General features: G+C 65.0%; 25 protein-coding genes and 1 pseudogene. 18 read left to right on the plus strand and 8 right to left on the minus strand.

Features of this window, described 5'->3' with window-relative positions:
• Nucleotides 1–231 precede the first annotated feature (231 nt).
• Both RDM88_RS05270 and RDM88_RS05275 read left to right on the plus strand, forming a co-directional pair.
• A complete protein-coding gene (locus tag RDM88_RS05270; protein WP_308753822.1) occupies nucleotides 232–717 on the plus strand; it encodes a sigma-70 family RNA polymerase sigma factor in 486 nt (161 codons plus the stop codon).
• A gap of 122 nt (nucleotides 718–839) precedes the next feature.
• Nucleotides 840–1,115 (plus strand): hypothetical protein, encoded by a 276-nt coding sequence (locus RDM88_RS05275; RefSeq protein ID WP_308753823.1) that lies wholly within the window; start codon nucleotides 840–842, stop codon nucleotides 1,113–1,115.
• Nucleotides 1,116–1,197: 82 nt separating this feature from the next.
• Here RDM88_RS05275 and RDM88_RS05280 read toward each other — a convergent pair whose 3' ends face one another.
• Nucleotides 1,198–2,499: a HAMP domain-containing sensor histidine kinase gene (locus RDM88_RS05280; protein WP_308753824.1), complete on the minus strand. Its 1,302-nt coding sequence runs from the start codon at nucleotides 2,497–2,499 to the stop codon at nucleotides 1,198–1,200.
• Nucleotides 2,492–3,172 (minus strand): response regulator transcription factor, encoded by a 681-nt coding sequence (locus RDM88_RS05285; RefSeq protein ID WP_308753825.1) that lies wholly within the window; start codon nucleotides 3,170–3,172, stop codon nucleotides 2,492–2,494. The genes RDM88_RS05280 and RDM88_RS05285 overlap by 8 nt, the downstream gene beginning before the upstream one ends.
• A gap of 157 nt (nucleotides 3,173–3,329) precedes the next feature.
• On the opposite strand from RDM88_RS05285, the gene RDM88_RS05290 reads away from it, so the two are divergent.
• The 6 genes from RDM88_RS05290 (at nucleotide 3,330) to RDM88_RS05315 (ending at nucleotide 11,006) form a co-directional block, all read left to right on the plus strand.
• Nucleotides 3,330–5,777, plus strand: a complete 2,448-nt coding sequence (locus tag RDM88_RS05290) for an ABC transporter substrate-binding protein (protein WP_308753826.1) — start codon at nucleotides 3,330–3,332, stop codon at nucleotides 5,775–5,777.
• A gap of 4 nt (nucleotides 5,778–5,781) precedes the next feature.
• On the plus strand, nucleotides 5,782–6,627 hold the full coding sequence (locus RDM88_RS05295) for a carbohydrate ABC transporter permease (protein ID WP_374045416.1): 846 nt from the start codon (nucleotides 5,782–5,784) through the stop codon (nucleotides 6,625–6,627).
• A gap of 143 nt (nucleotides 6,628–6,770) precedes the next feature.
• Nucleotides 6,771–7,619 (plus strand): carbohydrate ABC transporter permease, encoded by an 849-nt coding sequence (locus tag RDM88_RS05300; RefSeq protein ID WP_308753827.1) that lies wholly within the window; start codon nucleotides 6,771–6,773, stop codon nucleotides 7,617–7,619.
• A gap of 5 nt (nucleotides 7,620–7,624) precedes the next feature.
• Nucleotides 7,625–9,016, plus strand: coding sequence for an HlyD family efflux transporter periplasmic adaptor subunit (locus tag RDM88_RS05305; RefSeq protein WP_308753828.1), 1,392 nt, complete (start codon nucleotides 7,625–7,627; stop codon nucleotides 9,014–9,016).
• A complete protein-coding gene (locus RDM88_RS05310) occupies nucleotides 9,013–10,188 on the plus strand; it encodes an ABC transporter permease (protein ID WP_308753829.1) in 1,176 nt (391 codons plus the stop codon). The genes RDM88_RS05305 and RDM88_RS05310 overlap by 4 nt, the downstream gene beginning before the upstream one ends.
• Nucleotides 10,189–10,334: 146 nt before the next feature.
• Nucleotides 10,335–11,006, plus strand: a complete 672-nt coding sequence (locus RDM88_RS05315; RefSeq protein WP_308753830.1) for an HAD family phosphatase — start codon at nucleotides 10,335–10,337, stop codon at nucleotides 11,004–11,006.
• 61 nt (nucleotides 11,007–11,067) lie between these two features.
• Here RDM88_RS05315 and RDM88_RS05320 read toward each other — a convergent pair whose 3' ends face one another.
• Nucleotides 11,068–11,220, minus strand: a complete 153-nt coding sequence (locus tag RDM88_RS05320; protein WP_308753831.1) for a hypothetical protein — start codon at nucleotides 11,218–11,220, stop codon at nucleotides 11,068–11,070.
• A 59-nt stretch (nucleotides 11,221–11,279) separates the two neighbouring features.
• Complete coding sequence (locus RDM88_RS05325; protein ID WP_308753832.1) at nucleotides 11,280–11,483, minus strand: hypothetical protein; 204 nt, start codon at nucleotides 11,481–11,483, stop codon at nucleotides 11,280–11,282.
• 64 nt (nucleotides 11,484–11,547) lie between these two features.
• On the opposite strand from RDM88_RS05325, the gene RDM88_RS05330 reads away from it, so the two are divergent.
• On the plus strand, nucleotides 11,548–11,760 hold the full coding sequence (locus RDM88_RS05330) for a hypothetical protein (protein WP_308753833.1): 213 nt from the start codon (nucleotides 11,548–11,550) through the stop codon (nucleotides 11,758–11,760).
• A 31-nt stretch (nucleotides 11,761–11,791) separates the two neighbouring features.
• On the opposite strand, the gene RDM88_RS05335 is transcribed toward RDM88_RS05330, so the two are convergent.
• The 3 genes from RDM88_RS05335 to RDM88_RS05345 all read right to left on the minus strand — a co-directional run bounded on the left by RDM88_RS05335 (nucleotide 11,792) and on the right by RDM88_RS05345 (nucleotide 13,396).
• Nucleotides 11,792–11,980, minus strand: coding sequence for a hypothetical protein (locus RDM88_RS05335; RefSeq protein WP_308753834.1), 189 nt, complete (start codon nucleotides 11,978–11,980; stop codon nucleotides 11,792–11,794).
• Between the two features lie 18 nt (nucleotides 11,981–11,998).
• On the minus strand, nucleotides 11,999–12,382 hold the full coding sequence (locus RDM88_RS05340; protein ID WP_308753835.1) for a desulfoferrodoxin family protein: 384 nt from the start codon (nucleotides 12,380–12,382) through the stop codon (nucleotides 11,999–12,001).
• A 102-nt stretch (nucleotides 12,383–12,484) separates the two neighbouring features.
• Nucleotides 12,485–13,396, minus strand: coding sequence for an SDR family oxidoreductase (locus RDM88_RS05345; protein WP_308753836.1), 912 nt, complete (start codon nucleotides 13,394–13,396; stop codon nucleotides 12,485–12,487).
• A gap of 160 nt (nucleotides 13,397–13,556) precedes the next feature.
• Between RDM88_RS05345 and trxA the strand changes: the two are divergent.
• The 8 genes and pseudogenes from trxA to RDM88_RS05385 form a co-directional block, all read left to right on the plus strand.
• A pseudogene (gene trxA, locus RDM88_RS05350) lies at nucleotides 13,557–13,871 on the plus strand (thioredoxin); the annotation flags it as partial.
• Between the two features lie 21 nt (nucleotides 13,872–13,892).
• The gene (locus RDM88_RS05355) at nucleotides 13,893–15,596 is read left to right on the plus strand and encodes an FAD-dependent oxidoreductase (protein WP_308753838.1); all 1,704 of its coding nucleotides are present in this window, start codon (nucleotides 13,893–13,895) and stop codon (nucleotides 15,594–15,596) included.
• Nucleotides 15,597–15,732: 136 nt separating this feature from the next.
• Nucleotides 15,733–16,410, plus strand: coding sequence for a peroxiredoxin (locus RDM88_RS05360; protein ID WP_308753839.1), 678 nt, complete (start codon nucleotides 15,733–15,735; stop codon nucleotides 16,408–16,410).
• Nucleotides 16,411–16,578: 168 nt separating this feature from the next.
• Nucleotides 16,579–17,262, plus strand: a complete 684-nt coding sequence (locus tag RDM88_RS05365) for a Crp/Fnr family transcriptional regulator (protein WP_308753840.1) — start codon at nucleotides 16,579–16,581, stop codon at nucleotides 17,260–17,262.
• 176 nt (nucleotides 17,263–17,438) lie between these two features.
• Entirely contained in the window at nucleotides 17,439–18,179 is a 741-nt protein-coding gene (locus RDM88_RS05370) for an RICIN domain-containing protein (RefSeq protein ID WP_308753841.1), read from the plus strand.
• Between the two features lie 218 nt (nucleotides 18,180–18,397).
• A complete protein-coding gene (gene glf / locus RDM88_RS05375; protein WP_308753842.1) occupies nucleotides 18,398–19,570 on the plus strand; it encodes a UDP-galactopyranose mutase in 1,173 nt (390 codons plus the stop codon).
• Nucleotides 19,567–20,589, plus strand: coding sequence for a glycosyltransferase family 2 protein (locus RDM88_RS05380; RefSeq protein WP_308753843.1), 1,023 nt, complete (start codon nucleotides 19,567–19,569; stop codon nucleotides 20,587–20,589). The genes glf and RDM88_RS05380 overlap by 4 nt, the downstream gene beginning before the upstream one ends.
• A gap of 40 nt (nucleotides 20,590–20,629) precedes the next feature.
• Nucleotides 20,630–21,316, plus strand: coding sequence for a phosphatase PAP2 family protein (locus RDM88_RS05385; RefSeq protein ID WP_308753844.1), 687 nt, complete (start codon nucleotides 20,630–20,632; stop codon nucleotides 21,314–21,316).
• Between the two features lie 137 nt (nucleotides 21,317–21,453).
• On the opposite strand, the gene RDM88_RS05390 is transcribed toward RDM88_RS05385, so the two are convergent.
• Nucleotides 21,454–21,750 (minus strand): Dabb family protein, encoded by a 297-nt coding sequence (locus tag RDM88_RS05390; RefSeq protein WP_308753845.1) that lies wholly within the window; start codon nucleotides 21,748–21,750, stop codon nucleotides 21,454–21,456.
• A 232-nt stretch (nucleotides 21,751–21,982) separates the two neighbouring features.
• Between RDM88_RS05390 and RDM88_RS05395 the strand changes: the two genes are divergently transcribed.
• On the plus strand, nucleotides 21,983–23,068 hold the full coding sequence (locus tag RDM88_RS05395) for a hypothetical protein (protein WP_308753846.1): 1,086 nt from the start codon (nucleotides 21,983–21,985) through the stop codon (nucleotides 23,066–23,068).
• The last annotated feature ends 361 nt before the right edge of the window (nucleotides 23,069–23,429 follow it).

The raw sequence follows: 23,429 nt of genomic DNA on the forward strand, positions 1-23,429 counted from the left end.
CCCCCGGCTTGACACGCAGGAAATTATGGTGTATGATAGTACTAATATCATTAGTACAGCGGTACAATATTTCCCGGGAGGCGAGGGGCGGCGGGAACCGGGCGGAAGCCCGCCCCGGATTTGTGTCCGCGGAGAAAATTTTCCTCTGAAGAGTGTCCCATATCCATGGGAAATATGGTTAAAGAGATAGAACCATTTACCAGGCGGGAAAATCGGAAGGAGGGACGCAAAATGAAGCGGCAACCGATGGGCAAACAGCAGTTCGACCGGCTTTACAGGCGTTTTCTGCCCCAGCTTTACCATGCGGCCCTCTATCTGCTTGGGGACGGCCAAGCCGCCGCCCGCGCGGCGGGGGAGGCGTTCACCCGGACGGCCGCGGCCGTCTGCCCGGCGGACGAGCGGACCTTCGGGGTCGAGGCGGCGCGCCGCCTGTGCAGGATGTGCGAGCGGGCTGACCGGGGGCCCGCCGAGTATTCCGCCGCGCTGGCGGAAGATGTGGACGCGCGGGGCGCCGCGCTGCTCGAACAGCTGAGCGCGCTCGGCTTCGAGGACCGGGAGCTGGTCGTCCTGTCGGCGGTGCAGAACTTCTCGGTCTGCGAGATCGCCCGCATCCTGGGGATGTCCGAGTGGGCGGCCGGTATGCGCCTGCGCCGCGCGGTGGAAAAGATCTGTGTCTGCGCCGGGCAGCCGGTCGCGGCGGGACAGCAGATCTCATAAAATTTTCACGAAAAGTTTGTGCGGTTTTTCGGAGGATTTTTTTACAAAAACTGTCCGTATTTGGCCTTGCGGATCGTTATGATAGATAGAAAGGCCACAGTACCGGAAAGGAGGTCGCCCGAATGAAAAAGCTGCTTGCAGATCACCTGCTCTCCTGGTGCGCGCTGATTCTCGGATGCCTCGCCCTGATGATCGCGGGGGGCCTGCTCCTCGGCGGGTGCGGCGCGGACCGTTCGGAATATCAGGACGTCGTCGACCAGGTGAACGCCAAATACCATGAGCAGCTTTCGGTCGACCTCGACCATGTCGACGTCACGCCCGAGCAGTTGCGCGCGCATCTCGAAGCGGTCGCGCAGAGCCGCCGGGAGGTCATCCCCGCGGCGGACGCCGCCGTCTAAAATGCTTTCTCCACCCTTTCCTGGGTAAATAATCTCCTAATTCTCCAAAACAAAGGGCGCACCGGAAGGTGCGCCCTTTGTTTTATGATTCCGCGTTTCCGCCCGGCAGCGAAAGGGTAAAGGTCGCACCGCCGCCCGGCGTGTCGCCGACCGTGAGGCGCCCGCGGTGGAGCGCGGCGATCTCCCGTGCGATCGACAGCCCCAGCCCGTAGTGCTCGCGGCCGCTGCGGGCCCTGTCGGCGCGGTAGAAGCGGTCGAAGACGCGCGCTTTTTCCCCGTCGGGGATGCCGGGGCCGTTGTCGGACACGCGGATGGAAAACCAGCCGCGCTTCCACCCGGCGGAGAGCACAACCCTGCCCCCCTCCCCCGCGTAGCTGACGGCGTTGTCCACGAGGACCGAGAGCACCTGCCGGATGCGCTGCTGGTCGCAGCGGCAGCGGGGAAGCGTCTGCTCGGGCAGCGAGACGGAGATATGGATGTGCTTTTCCGCGGCGGCGGGCTCGAACCATTCGGCCGCGTCGAGCAGGAGGGTTTCGAGGTCCGTCTCCTCCTTCTGGACCGACCAGCTGCTGTTGTCCGCGCTGGCGAGCATGAGCATGTCGTCGACCAGCCGCGACATGCGGGAGCACTCCTGCGAGATCGTCCGGGCGAAGCGGTCGGCCTGCTCGGGGCCGGCGCGCCGCATGACCGACGCGCTCGTGCCGATGACCGCAAGGGGGGCCCGCAGCTCGTGGGAGGCCGCCGAGACGAATTCCATCTGGCGGCGGCGGCTCTCCTCGACCGGCCGGATGGCGAACTTGACGAAAAACCACCAGAAGACCGAGAGCAGCAGCACGGCGGCGGCCGACAGCCCGGTGAAGGCCCAGCTCAGCCGGGCGGTTTGGGCCTGCTCGGGCGCCTTGGGCTTGACGAGGGCGAGGGAGACCCACCCGCCGGGAATCGGCACCGACGCGACGGCGGCGTGGCAGGTCCCGAGGACGGGATCGGCGTAGGAAAAGGTGAGGGTACGGGGGTGAAGCTGGGTGTCGGGAGGCTTGTCCGCGTCGAAGCCGAAGCGGTCCAGCGCCGTCTGCTTGACCCGGCCGGACACCTCCTGACGGAAGGGGGCGGTCCAGCTTCCGCGGTAGAGGAGGGGCTGGCCCGCGTCCTCGATGCAGAGCAGCAGGCCACCCGCCTCGGTCTGGGAAAGCCAGGTGTGGTCGAGGACGCGCTGGCCGCCCAGGTGACTGAGGATGGCGGAGAGGTCGTTGGCAAAGGACTCGTCCGCCCGCTGGCGGAGCTGGTAGGCGGAAATCTGGAAGGAGGTAACCGCCATGCCGATGAGGATGACGCTGGTGACGAAAGCGCACACGACGGTCAGCCGGACGCGCAGCCGCCTAAACATCGCCTTCCTCCAGCCGGTAGCCTACGCCGCGCACCGTCTGGATGAGGATGCGGCTGCCGACCGAGCGGAGCCGGCGGCGCAGGAAGTGGATATAGTTGTCGAGGTTGCCGTCCTCCACGCCCGCGTCAGGCCCCCACACCCGGGTGAGCAGCACGGCGCGCGGCAGGGTCTGACCGGGGTTTTTGAGCAGGGTTTCGAGCAGGGCGGCCTCCCGCTTGGAGAGGGCGCAGCCGCCCGACGAGCCGCGCAGGGATTTTTTGGCGGCGTCGAAGACGACGTCGCCGTATTCGATCACGTCGGAACTCTCCCAGCGGCGGGGGCGGCGGCACATGGCGCGCACCCGCGCGAGCAGCTCCTCCACGGCGAACGGCTTGACGAGGTAGTCATCCGCGCCCGCGTCGAGCCCCTCGACCCGCTGCCCGACGCTGCCCAGCGCGGTGACGAGCAGGACGGGGGTGGCGACGCCGTCTGCGCGCAGCCTGCGCAGGACGGCTACGCCGTCCATGACCGGGAGCATCCGGTCGAGCAGGATGAGGTCGTGCGCGCCCTCGCGGGCCCAGCGCAGGCCGTCGTCGCCGTCGTGGCAAACGTCGACCTCGTACCCCTCCTCGTTCAGCGCGAAGGCGACCGCCTCGCACAATTTCACATCGTCCTCCACAAGCAGAATCCGCATACTGATATCCTCCGTGCGGTGGGTTCCCACCGTTCCTGATTGTAGTATAGCACGGGAATCTGGAAAATTTCTTTAAATTCTTGGAGAAAATTTAGAGATTCGGGTGATAGAGTAGCGGTAGGAAAAAACCAACAACCAGTTTGGAGGATCTGATTATATGGGAAAGCTACTGAAACGGCTGGGCGCGCTGGCGCTCGCGGGCTTGATGCTGGCGCTCTCCGCCTGCGGGGACAATTCCCCCTCCGCGCCGGGCGGCGATGCCCCGGGCGGGCAGGCGGCGATGGGCCGCTATATCGAGGAGGAGTACACGCTGCCTGAAGGCGTGGGCTACGTGGCGGCCATCCACCGCGCCGGCGACGGCTCGATCAAGCTGCTCTGCAACCTCGACAAAGAGATGATGCTCGGCAAGTGGTACCTCTACACCTCGACGGACGGCGGCAGGCGCTGGATGCAGGAGGAGGCCCCCTGGCTGGAGAATCTGGGCGAGCTGCTCACCGTCGAGGCGGCGGCATGGGACAGGGAGGGCAGCCTCTACCTGCAGTACATGCCGATGACCCGGGAGGAATTTGAGGCGCTGATGGCGCAGATGGAGGCCGCCGGGGAGGAGGACGCGCCCGCGGAGACCTCCGCGCCCGACGGGGAGGCCGCGGACGGGGCGGACGCCGGGGACGACGAATCGGACCCGGGCCCGCAGATGCCGGATTCCAGGTTCGTCAGGGTGGACCCGGCGGGAAATGTGGAGGAGCTCGGCTTCACGCTGGAGGCGGAAATGGACTACGGCACGATCGGCGCGCGGGGATTACAGGTGGCGGACAACGGCGACCTCATCGCCGACTGCGCCTTTTCCCTCGCGCAGTTCGATCCGGCCACCGGCGAATGCAAGCATCTCTATAACCCGGAGACCTTTGCCAATTCGATCTCCTATACGACCCTCGGGGACACGCTGGCGATGACCGACGGCGACCTCGTCGTCTTCTACGACCTCACGACGGGGGAGCAGACTGGTTCCTTCTCCACGGTCGGGCAGCAGTCTGAGGAGGACGGAAAGAAGGTCGCGACGATGAGCACTTCGGCGTCGTACGAGCGGGTGCTCGCCTCCGACCCGGAGGGAGGGGCGGTCTATTTCGCGGACAAAACGGGTGTCTACCGGCACCTGCTCGACGGCGCGGTGACCGAGCGGCTGATCGACGGGGAGCTCTGTTCCCTCAATATGCCGGCGCTGAAGCCGACCGACCTGATCGTCAGGGAGGACGGCGGCCTGCTGCTGCTTTACGCGGACGACATGGACCGGACGCTCATGAACTACACCTATTCGGCGGACACCCCGACGGTGCCGGATAAGGAGCTGCGGGTCTTCTCCCTGCGGGACAACAAGACCATCCGCCAGGCGATGGGGCTCTTCCAGCGGCAGAACCCCGACGTGCACGTGGTCTATGACGTGGCGCTGACGGGCGCCGACGCGGTGACCGCGTCGGACGCGCTGCGCACGCTGGCCAACGAGCTGCTCGCCGGCAAGGGCCCCGACCTGCTCGTGCTCGACGGCATGCCGATCGACAGCTACGTCGAAAAGGGGGTCCTGCTCGACCTCTCCGAGGAGATTGGCGAAAAGGCCGCGTCGGGCGAATGGCTGAAAGCCGAGGCGGAGAGCTTCCGAACCGGCGACGGCAAAATTTACGCGGCGCCAGCGCGCTTCTCGGTGCCGGTCATCCTCGCCTCTGAGGACGGCGCGCGGGCGAAGGATTTGACCGCGCTCACCGATTGGCTGGCTTCACAGGCGGAGCGGTTCCCCGGAATCCACGGCGGCGCGCTCAGCTTCGTCTATCCCCCCGCGATGATCGACCTCTTCTATCCGGTCTGCTCCCCCGCGTGGTTCCGGACGGACGGCTCGATGGACGAGGAGGCGTTCCGCACCTTCCTGACCGATCTCAAGCGGATCTACGACAGCGCCACCGGCGAGCAGGCGGAGGAGAGCAAGGCCGCCTTTGAATATACCGGCGGCGTCTCCTCCTATGACCTGCTGTGGGACGGTCTTCGCTGGGCCCACGACGCGCTCGGCGCGGCGACCGGGAGCCTCGATTCGGTGGGGGCGCTCGCCGCGCCGGACGCCTGCATCACCAAACGCGGCGGCGGAGAGCTCGCCCCGCTGCCCGGCCAGGCCGCGGGCGTATTCGTGCCGCGCACCATCCTCGGCGTCAACGCGGCAAGCAGGCAGACGGATATGGCGCGGGCCTTCCTCGCGCTCGTCTTCTCCGAGCAGGTGCAGAAAAACGACTTCGGCGACGGAATGCCGGTCAACGCGGCGGCCTTCTCGGGCGGCTTCGTCAACCCGAACCCGAACGACCAGGATGGCATGTACTACAGCTCCACCTGGAGCAACGAGGACGGGGAGGAGGTTTCGATGGAGCTGCAGGTGACCTGGCCCTCCGACGCGTTCATGGAAAACGCCAGGAACTGGATCACCGCGCTCGACACCCCCTCCGCCTCCGACGAGGTGGTCAGGCAGATGGTGCTCGACGAGACGGCGGGCTATTTCGACGGGACGCTGACCCTCGACGAGGCGGTCACGGCCCTGCGTGAAAAGCTGGGCATCTACCTTGCGGAGTAGGGCCGTGAACAGCCGCACAGCCGGACGCATGCGGGGGCCGCTCTTCATCCTCCCAAGCTTTCTGGGGGTGGGCGTCTTCGTGCTCGCCCCCTTCCTCGAGGTGGTCAGGCGCTCCTTCACCGGGGCGATGAACGGCGCCTTTGTGGGGCTGAAAAACTATGCGGACGTCTTCTCCAACGGGGCGTTCCGCCTCGCGGCGGGCAACACGCTGCGGTTCGCGGCGTTCTGCATGCCGCTGCTCATCTCCCTGTCGCTGCTCGTCGCGGTCATCCTCTACGGGAATCCCCGCCGCGCCGGCTTTTTCAAAACCACCCTCCTCATCCCGATGGCGATCCCCGTCGCGTCGATCGTGCTGATCTGGAAGGCGCTCTTCCACGCGGACGGGCTCGTCAACTCGTGGATCGCGGCGTTCGGCGGGCGGGGGACCGACTGGATGCAGAGCCCCGCCGCCTTTTGGGTGCTGGTGGGCAGCTATATCTGGAAAAATCTCGGCTACGACGTCATCCTGTGGATGGCGGGACTTGCGAACATCCCGGCCGATATCTACGAGGCGGCCGCGATCGACGGGGCGGGCGCGTGGAAGACCTTCACGCGGGTGACGCTTCCCAACCTGCTGCCCTCCCTCTACACGATCACGGTGCTGAGCTTCCTCAATTCCTTCAAGGTCTTCCGCGAGGCATACCTCGTGGCGGGGGACTACCCCCACAGCAGCATGTACCTGCTCCAGCACCTCTTCAGCAACTGGTTCCGCGAGCTGTCGATGGATAAGCTCGCCGCGGCCGCAGTGCTCGTGGCGCTCGTGATCCTGCTGCTCATCCTGCTTTTGCGGCGCGCGTGGGAGACGGAATAGCCGCCCGCCGCGCGCCCGTCGCCGCGGGGGCGGGAAACAAACGGCGAAGCCGTTTTCAGGCCGCTTCGCGGCCCGCGCGCCCGGCGGAGCCGGACGCGGTTTCCCGCCCCGCCCCATCTTTTCATCCGCGCAAGGAGGCCGTGATGCGTAAAATCCGACAAAGCCTGCCGCTTCTCTTCCCGCTGGTCTTATCGGCGGCGGTGTGGCTGCCGATCGTCTTTCTGGCCGGCGGCTCGTTCATGGGGGAGGCGGAGCTCACCGCGAACCTCGCGCCCGTGCTTTCGGGCGGGGAGGGATTCGCGCGGTGGAACCTCCTCCCCCTCTACCCGACGCTGCGCCCCTATGTGGAGCTGCTGCTCGATTCGCCCGGGTTCTTCGTCATGTTCTGGAACTCGGTGAAGATCACCCTCGGCACGCTGGCCGGGCAGCTTTTGGTGGGGGTGCCCGCCGCGTGGGGATTCGCCCGGCACGAATTCCCCTGCAAAAACCTGCTCTTCACCCTCTATATCGTGCTGATGCTCATGCCCTTCCAGGTGACGATGATGCCCACCTATCTGGTGCTCGACCGGCTGGACCTGCTCGACACGCTGACGGGCATCATCCTGCCCGCCGCGTTTTCCACCTTCCCGGTGTTCATCATGTACCGGTTTTTCAGGGGGATCCCGCAGGCGCTCATCGAATCTGCCGAGCTGGACGGCGCGGGCAGCTTCCGCATCTTCTGGTCGATCGGCCTGCCGCTCGGCGCGGGGGGCGTGATGTCGGCGGCGGTGCTCGGCTTCCTCGACTGCTGGAACCTCATCGAACCCCCGATGACCTACCTCAAGACCAAATCGCTCTGGCCGCTCTCCCTCTACCTGCCGCAGGTCGCGGCGGGACGCGCGGGCCTGGCGCTGGCCGCCTCGGTGGTGGCGCTCATCCCGGCGGTCCTCGTCTTCCTCTACGGGCAGAGCTACCTTGAACAGGGAATTATCGCCGCGGGCATAAAGGAATGAAACCGATGAATCTGAAAACGATCTTTACATACAAAACCGACCGCTCCGCGCCGGTCACCGTCCAGCGCCGTGTCCTGCGGCTGCTGGCGGGCTTCCTCGTATTCATGCTGGCCTGCACGGTTCTCTCCCGCGCGGCCGATTCGCTGACCGTCGCGCAGGTGACGACCGAAAAGCCCGCGCGCGCGGCCATCCCGCACACGCTGGAAAAGGACGGGCGGCTCGAACCGGCGGAAGAGCGCCCGGTCACGGCGGAAAGCGGGATTCTTGTGGGAAGCGTCGCCGTCGGCGAGGGGCAGCGGGTGAAGGCGGGCGACCTGCTGTTCACCCTTGACGCGGACGACCTCGCGCGGCAGGTGCTGGAAAAGCAGCTCGAACTCCAGCGCGCCCAGCTCCAGCTCCAGGAGGCGCAGCGGAAGGCCGCGCTGGGGGAGGAGAAGGCCGAGCTGTCCGCCCTGCGCGCGCAGGAGGACTACGATATGGCGATGGAGCGCAGCCGCCTCGCGCTGAGGCAGGCGGGGGAGGACCGCCGCCGGGCACGGCAGGCGCTGCGCGACTACAAAAACGACAACGACGTGGATGATGAGGAGGACGACGAGGACCTCGACCCGACCTATATTGCGCTGCGGGACGACTACCGCGCCAAGCAGCGCGCCTACGAGGAGGCGCTGAGCGACCAGAACCGGGCGAAGGTGGACGCGGAACGCGCGCTGGAGGATTTGGAGCTGAAAGACCCGGACAACAGCGCGGCGACGCTCGGAATCGACGTGCGGCTCCGCCAGCTCGAGCTCTCCCGGCTCCAGACGCTCGCCGAAGCGGGCGGCGAAATCTGCGCGCCCGTCGACGGCGCGGTGACGGCGCTCTCCGTCGCGTCCGGAAAGCGGACGGCGGACGAGGCTGCGGCGCTGCTGGCCGGGGAGGAAGCGGGGCTCCGCTTCACCTGCGAGATCACCGACGACGAGCGGGAGTACCTCTCGCCGGGCGACAAGGTGAAGCTCGAGCTTCCGGGCCACAAACGCGCGGACGGCAGGGTGGAGAGCATCGCCGCGCTGGCGGACAAAAACGGCAGCGCGAAAGTGACGGTCTCCCTCCCCGCCGGGAAGGGGGAGGCCGGGATGTCCGCGATGATGTCCGCGACCACGCGTTCGGAGCAGTACCGCACGACGGTGCCGGTTTCGGCCCTGCACAAGGAGGGCGAGCAGTATTACGTCCTGGCGGTGCGGGAGACCGAGTCGGTGCTCGGCGTGGAGCAGAGCGCCGAGCGGCTCAATGTGACGCTGCTCGACCGCAACGAGACGACCGCGGCGGTCGAGGGGCCGCTCACGACCGACGACCGGATCATCACGGGCGGCAACAAGACGGTGCGCGAAAACGACCGGGTCCGCCCGGAGACCGCATGACCGCCTCCCTGCGCCGCCTGGCGGGACCGGTGGCGCTCCTGCTGGCGCTGGTCCTGTGGGCCTGCCGCTTCGCGGGGGTGGTTTCGCCGCTCGGGGAGCGCGCCGCGCTCCAAATCGGCGGCGCGCCGGTGGGCGTCCCCGCCGCCCGGGAGATGGCGGCCGCCGAGGCGCGCGCGGAGAGCCCGCTCGGCTTCACCCTCTGGCGGCAGGCGGACGGGCAGACGGTCGAAAGCCCCGCGCTCGGACGGGAGCGCACGGTGTCGGCGCTCACCCTGTGGGGGGAGAGCGCCCTACTCCTGCCGGACGCGCGCCCCTCCCTCGCGCCCGAAACGGGGGCGGGCTGCCTCATCGACCGGGCGACGGCGCTTTCCCTCTTCGGGGACGCGCGCGCCGAGGGACAGAAGGTGCGCTGGGACGGCAGGGACTATACCGTCCGGGGCGTCTTCGACACGCCGGACGCCACCCTTGTCACGGAGGCGGACCCCTCTGCGGAGGCCCTGTTCGACCGCGTCACCCTCGATCTTTCGGGGGAGGAAAACCCGCGCGGGCGCGCGGAGGAATTCACCATGCGCCACGGCCTGTCCGTCGAACGCGCCGTGCAGTACGGCGGCCTCGCGGCGCTCGCCCGCTTCTTCCGCCTGCTGCCCGCGTTGACGGCGGCCTGTTCGCTTGCTGCCTGCTTTTTGGGCCGTGCACGCGCCCGCCGCGACTGGCCGGTCCAGCGCGTACTGCTCTGGATTGCCGCTGCCGCGGCTGCCATAGCCGTCCTCTGGCTGGCGGGCGTGCGTCCGGTGGTCCCGCAGGATCTGATCCCGACCCGCTGGTCGGATTTCTCCTTCTGGGAGACCCTCTTCTCCGAGCGGCGCGCCGAGTGGGCGGACTACCTCTGGATGAAGAAGGAGCGCCCCGACGTGCTGCTGCTCACCGCGCTCTTTAAGGCGGCGGCCTGCGGACTCGCCGCCCTTCTCCTGCTGGCATGCCCGGCACTGCGCCGCGCGGCGGCGGACTCCCGGGGATTCGCGCTCCTGCTCGCGGCCTGCCTTTGCGGGAGCTTCGCGGGCGTGGTGCTGGCCGGCCGGGGGGAGCTGCCCGCGCGCGACCTGCCGATGCTCTGGCTGGCGGCGCCCCTCTGGCTGGTGGCGCGCCGCGCGGCGGGAAAAATTCCCGGTTAAAAAGGGCGGAGCAATTGCTCCGCCCTTTTCTTTTAGATGTGGCAGCATAACTGTGGAAATTTCCTCTCAAAAACATTATAATGGAACTGATCAAAACAATCGGCAAGCGGGAACGGAATCCCGCCGCCTGGGAGGAATTCGGCATCATGAGGGGAGTCATTTTCGACTTTAACGGGACGCTCTTTTTTGACGGGGAGCAGCAGGAGCGGGCGTGGAGGCTGTTCGCGCGGGAGGCCTTCGGGAAGGAGATTTCCGAGGAGGAGTTCCGGGAGTGCGTCCACGGGCGCAACAATGATTTTATCATGCAGCGCCTGTCCGAAAGGAGCTTGAGCGCGCGGCAGGTCGACGAATACGTCGAGGCCAAGGAGACGATCTACCGGCGGCTCTGCAGGGAGGACCCGGCGCGCTTCCACCTTGCGCTGGGCGCGGAGGAGCTCCTGGACGAGCTTCGGGAACGCGGGATTCCCCGGACGATCGCGACCGCGTCCCGCAGGAAAAACGTGGATTTCTACATCGAGAGTTTTGGCCTGGAGAGGTGGTTCGACGCCGAAAGGATCGTCTACGACGACGGCACCATCCTCGGCAAGCCGGCCCCGGATTTTTACCTGCGGGCCGCCGAGGCGCTCGGGCTCCAACCGAAGGACTGCATCGTCTTCGAGGACGCGGTGTCAGGGCTTCGCGCGGCAGCGGCGGCGGGCGCGGGCAAGGTGATCGCGCTCGCCCCGGAGGAGCGGCGGGCGGTATTTGAGAGGATGCCGGAGGTCTACGAGGTCATCCCGAATTTCCACGAGTTCGACCGCCTGCTGCTGCGGGAATAAGAAACGGCCCGGGAAAAGGAAGGCCCCGTCCATTTTTACAAATGGACGGGGCCTTCCTTTTTTATCCGTTGCTCTGCATCAGGTTCTCCGCGAATTTGCGGAGCTCGTCCTCGTTGGTAATTTGGGGCGCGCTCTGCTTGATCGTCTCCTGCACATAGACGGGCAGGGAGGAAAAATACTGCTGCATCTGCGGATTCTCAAAACATTCGGGCATATTTGCCACCTCCGGTAATAGTATGGACGGGGGAAAGCCCCCTAAACTGGAAAGTTCTCCTAGTAAAAGGAGGGCGGCTGCTCCACGAGGCTGCGGACGTAGGCCTGCATCTCCCTTTTGGAGCGGATCTGGTGGGTGTGCGCGATGACAGCCTGCTGCTGCTCGTGGGTGAGCGAGGAGAAATATTCCATGGCGGGCATGTTTTCGGCGAGCGCCATGCCGAACCCCATGGGGATTTCAGGACCGTTGGCATAGTTTTGCATGGTGGGAACTCCTTTCCGCCGCGCGGCATACAATGGGTTATCCCCGAAGCGGGGAGGTGAAGCAATGGATTTGAGAAACGGGCGCGTGACGATCGGCGAGATCCTCGCCAATCCGAAAGCGCGCGCGATGGTGCAGCGCGCCTATCCAAAGGTGCTTGCCAGTCCGATGGCCATGCGCTTTCGCAATATGCCGCTCGGCACGGCGCTGCAATATGCGGGGCGCTTCGTGCCGCGGGACCGGCTCGATTGGGTGGTCGCGCAGCTCAGAGAACTGTAGTTTTACGGCGGAGGGAAACCTCCGCCGCGTTTTATTTGTCGCCGGCCATGAGGTTTTCGGCGTAGCGGTGTAGCTCGTCGATGTTGTGGACGTTTTCACACCGCTGCTGGATCATCCCCTGCACATAGTCGGGCAGGGACATGAAATAGGATTTGGCGGTTTCGTCGCGGCTGAGCATCTCGCCCAGCCCGCCGGGGTGGAAGGAACGTTTTTCGGACATGCTTTTCACCTCGCAGTTTTAATGGATGTCGGCCTTCCACAGGCCGTGCAGGTTGCACCAGGCGTAGGCCGCCTCGGGCGCGTCGCCCTCGGAGAGGGCGAATTTCGCGACAGGGTCCCGTTCGACGGGCAGTTTTTTGAGCTGCCAGCCCTCCTCCGTGACGAGGCAGACCCAGCCGATGCTGTGCTCCCTGCTCATCGGGTGCGGCACGTCGCCGACGCAGACTTCTATGGTGTTGCCCTGCTTTTTGACGACGGGGAGATGCTTTTCGGCGGCCCCGTCAGACGTGTTGGCGCGCAGCGCCTTCATCGGGTCGCCGCAGCAGGCGAGCGTCGGGCTGCCCTCGATGACGGCGGCGATTTTTTTACAGTCCTCACAGTAGAGGAAGGTTGGATGTTCCATGGCGTGACCTCCCGGATTTTTGATGGGATTATTGTTAGCGCGCGGACGGAAAATATGCAAAAAAACGCCCGTCGAATGACGGGCGTTTTTTTGCGGCGTGTCTCAGGAACCGACGATCTTTCCGCCGTTGGGATGGAGGACCTGGCCGCTCATATAGCTCGCGTCGTCCGACGCGAGGAAGACGTAGCTGGAGGCGGCCTCGAACGGCTGCCCGGCGCGCAGCATGGGAACGCGGGAGGTGTCGGTGCCGAAGGTCTGGACCTCCCGCGCCGAATAGGAGGCGGGGATGAGCGGGGTCCAGATGGGGCCGGGCGCGACGGCGTTGACGCGGATGCCCTGCTGCCCCTCGAGCGAGAGGGAGAGGGAACGGGTGAGCGCCACGACCGCGCCCTTGGCGGCGCTGTAGTCGATGAGCAGCGGCTCGCCCGCATAGGCGGTGACGGAGGCGGTGTTGATGATCGAGCTGCCGCGGCCGAGGTGGGGGAGCGCGGCCTGGATGAGATAGAAATAGGAGAGGATATTCGTTTCAAAGGTGGCGAGGAGCTGTTCGCGGGTGATGTCCAGGATGCTCCGTCGGATGAACTGGACGGCGTGGTTGTTGACGAGGACGTTGAGCTTTCCGAAGCACCCCACCGTCCGCTCGACGGCGGCGCGGCAGCGGGCGGGGTCGCGCAGGTCGCCGGGCAGCAGGAGGCACCGCCGCCCGAGCTCCTCGACGCGCGCCTTCGTCTCAGCGGCGTCCTGCTCCTCGCAGAGGTAGGCGACGGCCACGTCCGCGCCCTCCTTCGCAAAGGCGCAGGCGACGGCGCGCCCGATGCCGCTGTCGCCCCCGGTGATGAGCGCGGCCCGGCCGCACAGGCGGTTTCCCCCGGCGGCGCAGGTGTTCTCCGAGATCGGTCGGGGCTGCATGACGGCCTCGACGCCCGGCTGGCATTCCTGCTGCTGGGGCGGGAAGGCGACGGGAACCTCCTCGCATTTTGTTTCGGTTTTGAGATAGTCGTAGACGGGATACATCTTGCCACCCCTTGTGATAAAGTTGGATTCCATGGTGAATCATATGCCGCGGGCCCGCTTTCCATGCGCCTTCCGGGGAAATGTGACCTGGTCACGGAAACAATACGGAAAAGGTATATAATAGAGCCATACCAAACAACCACAGAACAAGGAGGCAGATGATATGTCAGTCAAAACATTGACCAAAGATAATTTCACCAAAGAGGTCCTGCAATCCGAACAGGCGGTGCTCCTGGATTTCTGGGCACCCTGGTGCGGGCCCTGCCGCATGGTATCCCCGATTGTGGACCAGGTGGCGGAGGAGGTCGACGGGCGCGCGAAGGTCGGCAAGGTGAACGTCGACGAGCAGCCTGAATTGGCGGCGCAGTTCGGCGTCATGAGCATCCCGACCCTCGTCGTGATGAAACAGGGCAAGGCGGTCGCCACCCGCGTGGGCGTGCAGAGCAAACAGGCGATCCTGAACATGCTCGACTAAACGGAAAGGAGGGAAGGCGAAATGAAGGTCCTGATTGTCGGCGGCGTCGCGGGCGGCGCGTCGGCCGCGGCGCGTCTGCGCCGGCTGGACGAAGAGGCGCAGATCATTCTGTTTGAGCGCGGCGAATACATCTCCTACGCGAACTGCGGGCTCCCCTATTATATCGGCGGCGAAATCACCGACAAAAAGGCGCTGACCCTCCAAACCCCGCAGAGCTTCAAGGACCGCTTCAACATCGACGTGCGCACGGGCAGCGAGGTCGTCTCGATCGACCGCGCGAACCGCACGGTGACCGTCCGAGCCGCGTCGACCGGCGAAAGCTATACGGAGTCCTACGACAAGCTCCTGCTCTCGCCGGGCGCGGAACCGCTGCGGCCGCCCATCCCCGGCGTCGAACACGAGCGGATTTTCACCTTGCGCACCATCCCCGACACCTACCGCATCCGCGCCTTCGTCGAGGAGGCGCGCCCCAAAACGGCGGTGGTGGTCGGCGGCGGCTACATCGGCGTCGAGATGGCGGAGAACCTCACGCGCGCGGGCCTTTCGGTCACCGTCGTCGAGCTGGCGGACCATGTGATCGGCCCGCTCGACTACGACATGGCCGGCTTTGTCGAACGCTACCTCGCCTCCAAGGGGGTGCGCCTGCGGCTGCAAAACGGTGTGAAGGCCTTTTCCCCCGCGCCGGACGGCGGCGTGACCGTCTCCCTTGAGCGCGGGATTCTGAACGCCGACCTCGTGCTGCTGTCGATCGGGGTGCGCCCCGACGGCCGCCTCGCGAAGGAGGCGGGCCTGGCGGTCAACCCGCGCGGCGCGGTCATCGTCGATTCCCACATGCGCACCTCCGACCCGGATATTTACGCGGTGGGGGACGCGGTGGAGATCACCGACTTCGTGACGGGCGCGCCCGGCTACATCCCGCTCGCGGGCCCGGCGAACAAGCAGGGCCGCATCGCGGCGGACAGTCTCGCGGGCATCCCGAGCGAATACCGCGGTACTCAGGGCTCGTCGGTGCTCAAGCTCTTCGATATGGCCGTCGCGACGACCGGCCTCAGCGAGCGCGCGGCAAAGGCCGCGGGGCTCGACTATGATAAGGTGCACATCCACGGATCGTCCCACGCGGGCTACTATCCCGGCGCGCAGAACCTCGAGATGAAGGTGGTCTTCGAGCGGAGGACGGGGAAGATCCTCGGCGCGCAGCTCGTGGGCTTCGACGGCGTCGACAAGCGCTGCGACGTGCTGGCGACCGCCATCCGCGCGGGCATGACCGCCGCGGATCTGGCGGAGCTCGAACTCTGCTACGCGCCGCCCTTCTCCTCTGCGAAGGACCCTGTCAACATCGCGGGCTTCGTGATTGAAAACCTGCTCGCCGGCAGGGTGAAGCAGTTCCACTGGGACGAAGTCGCGGCCCTCCCGCGCGACGGGAGCGTCACCCTCGTCGACACCCGCTCGCCGGAGGAATACGCGCAGGGCCATATCGACGGCTTCAAAAACGTGCCGGTCGACCTGCTGCGCGGCCGCCTCGACGCGTTCCCGCAGGGCAAGCCGGTTTACCTGTACTGCGGCACCGCGCTGCGCAGCTACCTTGCCTGCCGCATCCTCATGCAGCACGGCCGCGACTGCTACAACCTCTCGGGAGGCTGGACGGTCTACGAATCGGTCATGGGGAAGGCGGGATACGACTTTTCGCCCACCCATCCCTGCGGCGTCAAAATAAAAACGGAATAGCGTGACTTAGTCACGGAAAGAATGCCGCGAAAGCGGTATTCTTTAGATACAGAAACAATAACAATTACTGTTATTAAAAAATCTCACTACCACTGACCGAACATCAACCAGCCGACATGAAAAAGGAGAGTGCCATATGGAAGAAAACAGAAGCAACAACATGCCCCTCATCGGAGACAAGGCCCCGTCCTTCTCCGCCGTCACCACCCAGGGCCCCATCAATTTCCCCGAGGACTACAGGGGAAAATGGGTAATCCTCTTCTCCCACCCGGCGGACTTCACCCCCGTCTGCACGACCGAGTTCATGACCTTCGCGACAATGGCGGACGAGTTCAAGGCGCTGAACACCGAGCTGATCGGACTGTCGGTCGACTCCCTCTACGCCCACATCGCCTGGCTGCGCAAGATCCAGGATCTCGAGTGGAACGGCATGAAGGGCGTCGAGGTCAAGTTCCCGCTCATCGAGGACATCAAGATGGAGGTCGCCAACAAGTTCGGCATGATCCAGCCCTCCTCCTCCACCACCCAGGCGGTGCGCGCGGTCTTCGTCATCGACCCCGAGGCGGTCATCCGCACGATCCTCTACTACCCGGCGTCCACCGGGCGCAACTTCGACGAGATCAAACGGATCGTCGTCGCGCTCCAGAAGGCGGACGCCGAGCAGATCGCGACCCCGGCCAACTGGCGCCCCGGACAGGACGTCATCATCCCGACCGCCGGCTCCTGCGGCGTGGCCAAGGAGCGGATGGAGTCGCAGGACGAGGAGAAATACTGCCTCGACTGGTTCCTCTGCTTCAAGCGGGAGAACGGGTGATCCCCGAGAATCAACCGACATCTTTCATTTCTTTTACCTCCCTTGGAGGGCCGGCCCCGTGCAGCGCGGGGCCGGCCTGTTTTGCGGGGAAAGGGGCGGGAGCCCTTTCCAAAGCCATACGGATATGGTATCATATCGTCAAAGGGAACCGGAAAGGGGGCGGCGGAATTGCTGCAGGCGGATTACGGGGCGTTCCTCGAGGGGGGGCTGCCCTTTTGGAAGAAGCTGGACGACGCCCAGCGCGCGCGGCTGCGGGAGACGGTGACGGCGCGCAGGTACGAGCGGGGCGAGACGATGCACGCGGGCTCGGAGGATTGCGCGGGGCTTTTCCTCGTGAAGGAGGGGCAGGTGCGGGTGTACATCCTTTCGGACGGGGGCAAGGAGATCACCCTCTACCGGCTTTTCCCGTGGGACATCTGCATCTTTTCGGCCTCCTGCATGCTGCGCAACATCAGCTTCGACGTCTATGTCGAGGCGGAAAAGGAGACCGACGCGCTGCTGATTCCCACAACCGTCTACTCCGAGCTGTCGAAGGAGTCGCTCGCCGTGTCCGACTACACCAACCAGCTCATGTCCTCGCGGTTTTCCGACGTGATGTGGGTGATGGAGCAGGTGCTCTTCATGAGCTTCGACAAACGCCTCGCGCTTTTCCTGCTCGAGCAGGCGGAGATCGAGGGGACGGACCGGCTCGCCATGACCCAGGAGGCGATCGCCCGCAACCTCGGCTCGGCGCGGGAGGTCGTGACGCGGATGCTCAAGTATTTCCAGTCGGAGGGGCTGGTTTCCCTCTTCCGGGGCGGGGTGGAGATCACCGGCCGGGAGGGGCTGGAGGCCCTTTCGAAGCGGGTTTAGCGGGAAAATCAGTCCGACCATCGGTGAAATGGTTCGCCCGGCGGGGATGGAAAAAATCTTTTTTATGCATAATCACTATTTTTGCTTCCAGAAAATTGACAATATGACGGTGCGTGCTATAATATCAGCAGGAAACGTGGATGAATGGCGAATGATATTGCGAAAGGGCGTTACAAATGGCGAAAAAAACTGCACAGCACACGAAAATTACGAGCGGCGTATATTACCGCATCCTCTCCGCGCGCAGCGGAAAGGCGATGGAGGCGGACGCCAACAACCGCATCCAGATGTACGACGTCACCAACGCGGCCAACCAGTTCTGGGCGTTTGAGCCGGCGGACGGCGACGGCTACAGGATCGTGAACCGCCAGTCGGGCGAGGTCGTGGACGTCATCCTCGCGGGCACCGAAAACGGCGCGCAGATCCACCAGTGGGAGGACGTCGGCGCGGAGAACCAGAAATGGCTGCTCGTCCCCGCCGCGAACGGCTGCTACAAAATCCAGTCGAAGCTCTCCGGCCGCTGCCTGGACATCGTCGGCCTCTCGGACGAGAACGGCGCCCCGATCCAGATTTGGGACGACATGGACGGCGACAACCAGCTCTGGAAGGTCGAGGATCCCAACGCGCCCAAGGAGGAGCCTGTGAAGAAGGCCGCCCCGAAGGCCCCGGCCAAAAAGTCGGCGGCGAAGAAGCCCGCCGCCAAGAAGGAGACCAAGGCCGCTCCGAAGGCAGAGACCAAGACCGCCCCGAAGGCGGAGGCCAAAGCCGCCCCGAAGGCGGAGACTAAAGCCGCTCCGAAGGCGGAGGCCAAGACCGCTGCGAAGGCGGGGACCAAAGCCGCCCCGAAGGCGGAGGCCAAGCCGGCCGCGAAGACCGCGGCGAAACCCGCCGCCAAAAAGGCCGCGGAGAAAAAATAATCTGGACAAAATCTCTAAAATGCAACCCCGTCCACGGCGGGGTTGCATTTTTATGACAAGGTTCACAGGAAATTCACAGAAAGCTGTCCCCGTATCCCGCCGGATATGGTATACTTTGTGGGGATTTTCAAGGGATTCCGCCCTTTAGAGGAAACTTGGAGATTCCCGCGGTATACTCTCGTTATGTCAGCAGAAGACCAAACGCAAAGGAGCGGGCTATGGAACACAACTACGACGCGGTCATTGTCGGCAGCGGGTTTGCCGGGGCGGTCACGGCGCGGCGGCTGGCCGAGGCGGGCAAACGGGTGCTCGTGCTGGAAAAGCGGTCCCACATCGGCGGCAACGCCTACGACAGCCTCGATGGCGCGGGCGTCCTCGTCCACCGCTACGGGCCGCACATCTTCCATACGAACAGCGAAGCCGCCTGGCGGTTCCTCAGCCGGTTCACCGAGTGGCACCCCTACCGGCACGAGGTGGTCGGCAACATCCAGGGGAAATTCGTGCCCATCCCCTTCAACCTCCATTCGGTCGGCCTCTGCTTCGCGCCGGACAGGGCCGCACGCCTGCGGGAGCGGCTGATCGACGGCTACGGGCTGGGCAGCCGGGTCCCGATCGCGGAGCTGCGCCGGCAGAGCGATCCCGAGCTCCGTGAACTCGCGGAATACATCTTTGAAAACGTCTTCTGCCACTATACGGAAAAGCAGTGGGGCACCCCGCCCGACGCGGTGGACCCCTCGGTGCTGGAACGGGTGCCGGTGCTCGTCTCGGAGGACGACCGCTACTTCCAGGACACCTGGCAGGGCATCCCGGCAAAGGGCTATACCGCCCTATTCGAGCGGATGCTCGACTTTCCGGGCGTCGAGGTGCGGCTCGGGACCGAGGCGTCGGAGCGGCTGCGCGTCGGAGAGGGCCGGGTGCTGCTGGACGGGGAGCCGTTCGGCGGCGTGACCGTCTACACGGGCGCGCTCGACGAGCTCTGCGGCTGTTCGCTCGGGCGGCTGCCCTACCGCACCCTCGATTTTCAGTTCGAGACGCTGCCGGTCACCTGGTTCCAGCCGAAGGGCACCGTCAACTATACGATCGACATGCCCTTTACGCGGATCACCGAGTTCAAGCACTTCCTCGGGCAGGACCTGCCGGGCCGGACGACGATCGTCAGGGAGTTCGCGCGGGACTATGCCGGAAGAGCGGGGGAAATCCCCTACTACGCGGTGAAGAACCCCGCAAGCGAACGGCTCTATGCGGCATACCGGGAAAAAATTTCCGCGGTGCCCCGTTTTTACCTGCTGGGGCGGCTCGCGGAGTACCAATACTACAATATGGACGCGATCGTCGCGCGGGCGCTCGACCGCGCCGACGAGATTCTCGCGGGATGGGAGGCGACGGCATGAAGCTGATGACCTATGTGGTCCCCTGCTACAATTCCGAGGCGTATATGCGCAACTGCATCTCGACGCTGCTGGCGAGCGGCGGGGAGGAGCTGGAGATCATCCTGGTGGACGACGGCTCGATGGACGGGACCGGCCGCATCGCGGACGAGTACGCGGAGCGGTACCCCGGGATCGTGCGCGCGATCCATCAGGAGAACGGCGGCCACGGCGAGGGGGTCAACCAGGGTGTCCGCAACGCGCGGGGGCTCTATTTCAAGGTGGTCGATTCGGACGACTGGCTCGACGTGCCGAGCGCGAAGGAGCTGCTGGCGACCATCCGCCGCCATCTGGAAAACGGCAGCCCCGCCGACCTCTACATCTGCAACTACGTCTACGAGCACGAGCTGCAGGGCAGCAGGGTGATGCGTTACCGCGGTACCCTGCCCGTGGGACGCCTCTTCGGCTGGAGCGAGATCAAATCCTTCAAGCCCTGGCAGTACCTGCTCATGCACTCGCTCATCTACCGCACCGGCCTGCTGCGGGAATGCGGACTCGAGCTGCCGAAGCACACCTTCTACGTCGACAACCTCTTTGCCTATATCCCGCTGCCCTATGTGAAGACCCTCTGCTATCTCGACCTCGACCTCTACCGCTATTACATCGGCCGGGAGGACCAGTCGGTAAACGAGGCGGTGATGATCCGGCGGATCGACCAGCAGCTCCGGGTGACCCGGCTCATGGCGCAGGCCTACCGGGGGGAGCGGCTCGCGGCGATGGACCGCAGGCTGGTCAAATACCTTCTCAACTATGTGACGATGATGATGACGATCTCCTCCGTCCTGCTGACGGTGGACGGCAGCCCCGAGGCGCTGGAAAAACGCGCGTCCCTGTGGGCGTGGCTGAAGGCGGAGAACCCCGGATGGTATCCGGCCATCCGCTACCGGTCGATCGCCACCTTCGTCAACCTGCCCGGCGCGTTCGGGCGGCGGCTGAGCGTCCAGAACTACCGCCTCGCCCGGCGAATCTATAAATTCAACTAGGTCCGGCGTCCGGACCCCGTGAGGAAACAGGTGATCTGATATGATAAGGAACTGGAAAACGACCCTCTATCATTACCGGCATGCGGCGCTGCTGCTCTATTTTGTGCCCTACATGTTCTGGTTCGGCTGGCTGCAGGGCAACGCCCGCCCCGAACACTGGGCGGGCTCGTGGATCGATGCGCTGATCCCCTTCCAGGAGATCTTCGTAATCCCCTACCTGGTGTGGTTTTTCTACGTCGCGGCGGCGGTGGGCTATTTCTTCCTCCGCTCCAAGCCCGACTATTACCGGATGTGCGCCTTTCTCTTCGGCGGCATGACCGTCTGCCTTGCGATCTATACGGTTTTCCCCAACGGCCAGATCCTGCGGCCGCTCGTCTTCCCGCGCGACAACCTGCTCACCGACGCGGTGCGCACGATCTACCTGGCGGATCCGCCGATCAACGTCTGCCCGAGCATCCACTGCTTCAATTCGATCGGCGTGAACATCGCGATCCGTCGCAGCGAACTCGGCCAGCGGCATAAGGCCGTCCGCTGGGGCTCGGGAGTCCTGATGGTGCTCATCTGCATGTCCACCGTCTTTATCAAGCAGCATTCGATCGCGGACGTTTTCGCGGCGATCCTGCTTGCGGTGCCCTTCTATTTTGTGGTCTACCGCGGCGCCGAGCTTGCGAGGGCCTTCCGCCCCGCGCCCATCCGGTCCCGCAAGGTCAAATTTGAAAATCCGTGACGGCGCTGCCGCACAACGCATAACCGCCCCGGCCCGCGGGGCGGTTTTTTTGCGCGGCGGGACGGGATTTCGGCATTGTCCGCCTCAGGCGGACAAAAAAACGGCCGCACTGCGGCCGTTTTTGAAATCCCGGGTACTTACGCCTCGTAGTCCGCGACGACCCGCTCGGTGATGACCTTGCGGATGAATTCGCGCATCTTGAGGTGTTCCGGGTGCTGGTCGTAGGCCTTGAGGGCCTCCGCCGAAACGAATTCGGAGTAGAGGACGAGGTCGAAGCCCTTGGGGTTGATGTTCTTTCCGACCTCGAGGGTCAGGATGCCGTCGATGACGCCGTTCAGGGCCTCGAGCCCCTGCTTGATGAGCCGGGCGTTGTCCTCGCGGGTGTTGCCTTCTGCGACCTCTTCCAGTTTCCACATGACGATGTGCTTGACCATGGTGTGTTGGACTCCTTTGTCCGGCGCGCGGCCGGTTTGTTGATGCCATTATCCTAGCATAAATGCGTTCCGCGCACAATCTTTTTTATGCTTCTTTATACAATCTTAATATCCTCCGTCGCCCCCCGCGGCTATGCGTGCCAAAAACTTCCGGGAGGGCCGCTCACGAATTTTGGCATACTAAGGAAAACAAAAATCTGCGGGCCGACAGAGCCCGCAAGGAGGAAGAAGTATGAAACGATTGACCGCATGGACGCTCTGCGTCCTGCTTTTGACGGGCCTGCTGGCGGGCTGCCGGGCGGCGGGGCAGGGCGGGGAGGAAAGCCGGGAAAGCCGGCCGTCCGCCTCGCTTGAGCCGGACACAGCCTCCCAGGAGAGCACCCCGCAGGCGAACGTGCTGAAGACGGGCCTCGCGGTGATCACCTCGGCCGCCAGGTCCACGCCCGCGGCCGGCGGCGGAGAAGGGCTGGCGGACATCAGCTCGACGGCGGTAGCCCTGCTGGTGGACGACGACGGGCGGATCGCGGCCTGCGCGATCGACGCAGTGCAGAGCAAAATCCCCTTTACGGCGGAGGGGGCGCTGGCGCTCAACGCGGGCACGGTGTTCCCCTCCAAACGGGAGCTCGGGAAGGACTACGGGCTCGCGGAGGCGTCGGGCATCGGAAAGGAGTGGTATGAGCAGACGACGGCGTTTGCCTCCTATGTCACCGGGAAGACGGTCGCGGAGGTGAAGGGGATGGCGCTCGACGAGCGCACCGCGCCCGCCGGGGCGGAGCTTTCCTCCTCGGTGACGATCGCGGTGGGCGGCTTTATCGACGGCATCGAGAAGGCCGCGCAGAACGCGCGGGCGCTCGGCGCGCGCGAGGGGGATTCCCTCGGACTCGGGATCGCCACCAACATGCAGAATTCGAAGAGCGCGGGGGAATCGGAGGGAACCGCGCAGGCGGATTCCACCTACGCGGCCGTCTCCTTTGCACCGGACGGCACGATCACGAGCTGTGTGCTCGACGGTTCACTGGGCGCCGTGCGCTTTGACGGCGCGGGTGCCATCACCTCCGACCCGGACGGCCCCTTCCGCACGAAGAACGAGCTGGGGGACGGCTACGGCATGCGCGAGGCGTCTGGCATCGGCAAGGAGTGGTACGAGCAGGCCGCGGCCTACGCGCGGTACGCCGCGGGTCGCACGGCGGGCGAGCTGGAGGAGCTGTCCGTCACCGAGAAGGGCGCGCCGTCGGGCGGGGAACTGGCCTCGTCGGTCACGATCTCGGTCGGCCCCTTCAACGAGGCGCTGCGCAAGGCGGCCGCCTACGCGGAGTAAGAAAAGAAATGGAAAAAGCGAAAGCCCGGCGTCAGCCGGGCTTTTATATTTGTACTTTTCCGCGCCTTCCGTCTCCAAACGTTGGGAGAGCCGAGACCAGGTTGAGCCCTCAGGGCGCACGTCAGTTGCGGCCCCAGACCGCAACTGACCTCGCGATCGTCGCCGCAAGCAGGGCACGCTTGCGGCACTAGGCCTGCGGGCCGTCGCAACAATGCGCGTGCGCCTCACGGCAGGCGACCGGCACCTTCCGTTCCCTCGTGTTGGGAGCGCCAGCAACCTGAATTGAGCCCTCAGCTAGTGTACCCATGGGGAGCGGCGGCAGTCTGCGGGTTATGGCAAGGTACTCCCGGGGGTTTCTCAA

It is taken from the genome of uncultured Anaerotruncus sp. (assembly GCF_902490045.1).
Classification (GTDB): Bacteria; Bacillota; Clostridia; order Oscillospirales; family Ruminococcaceae; genus Anaerotruncus.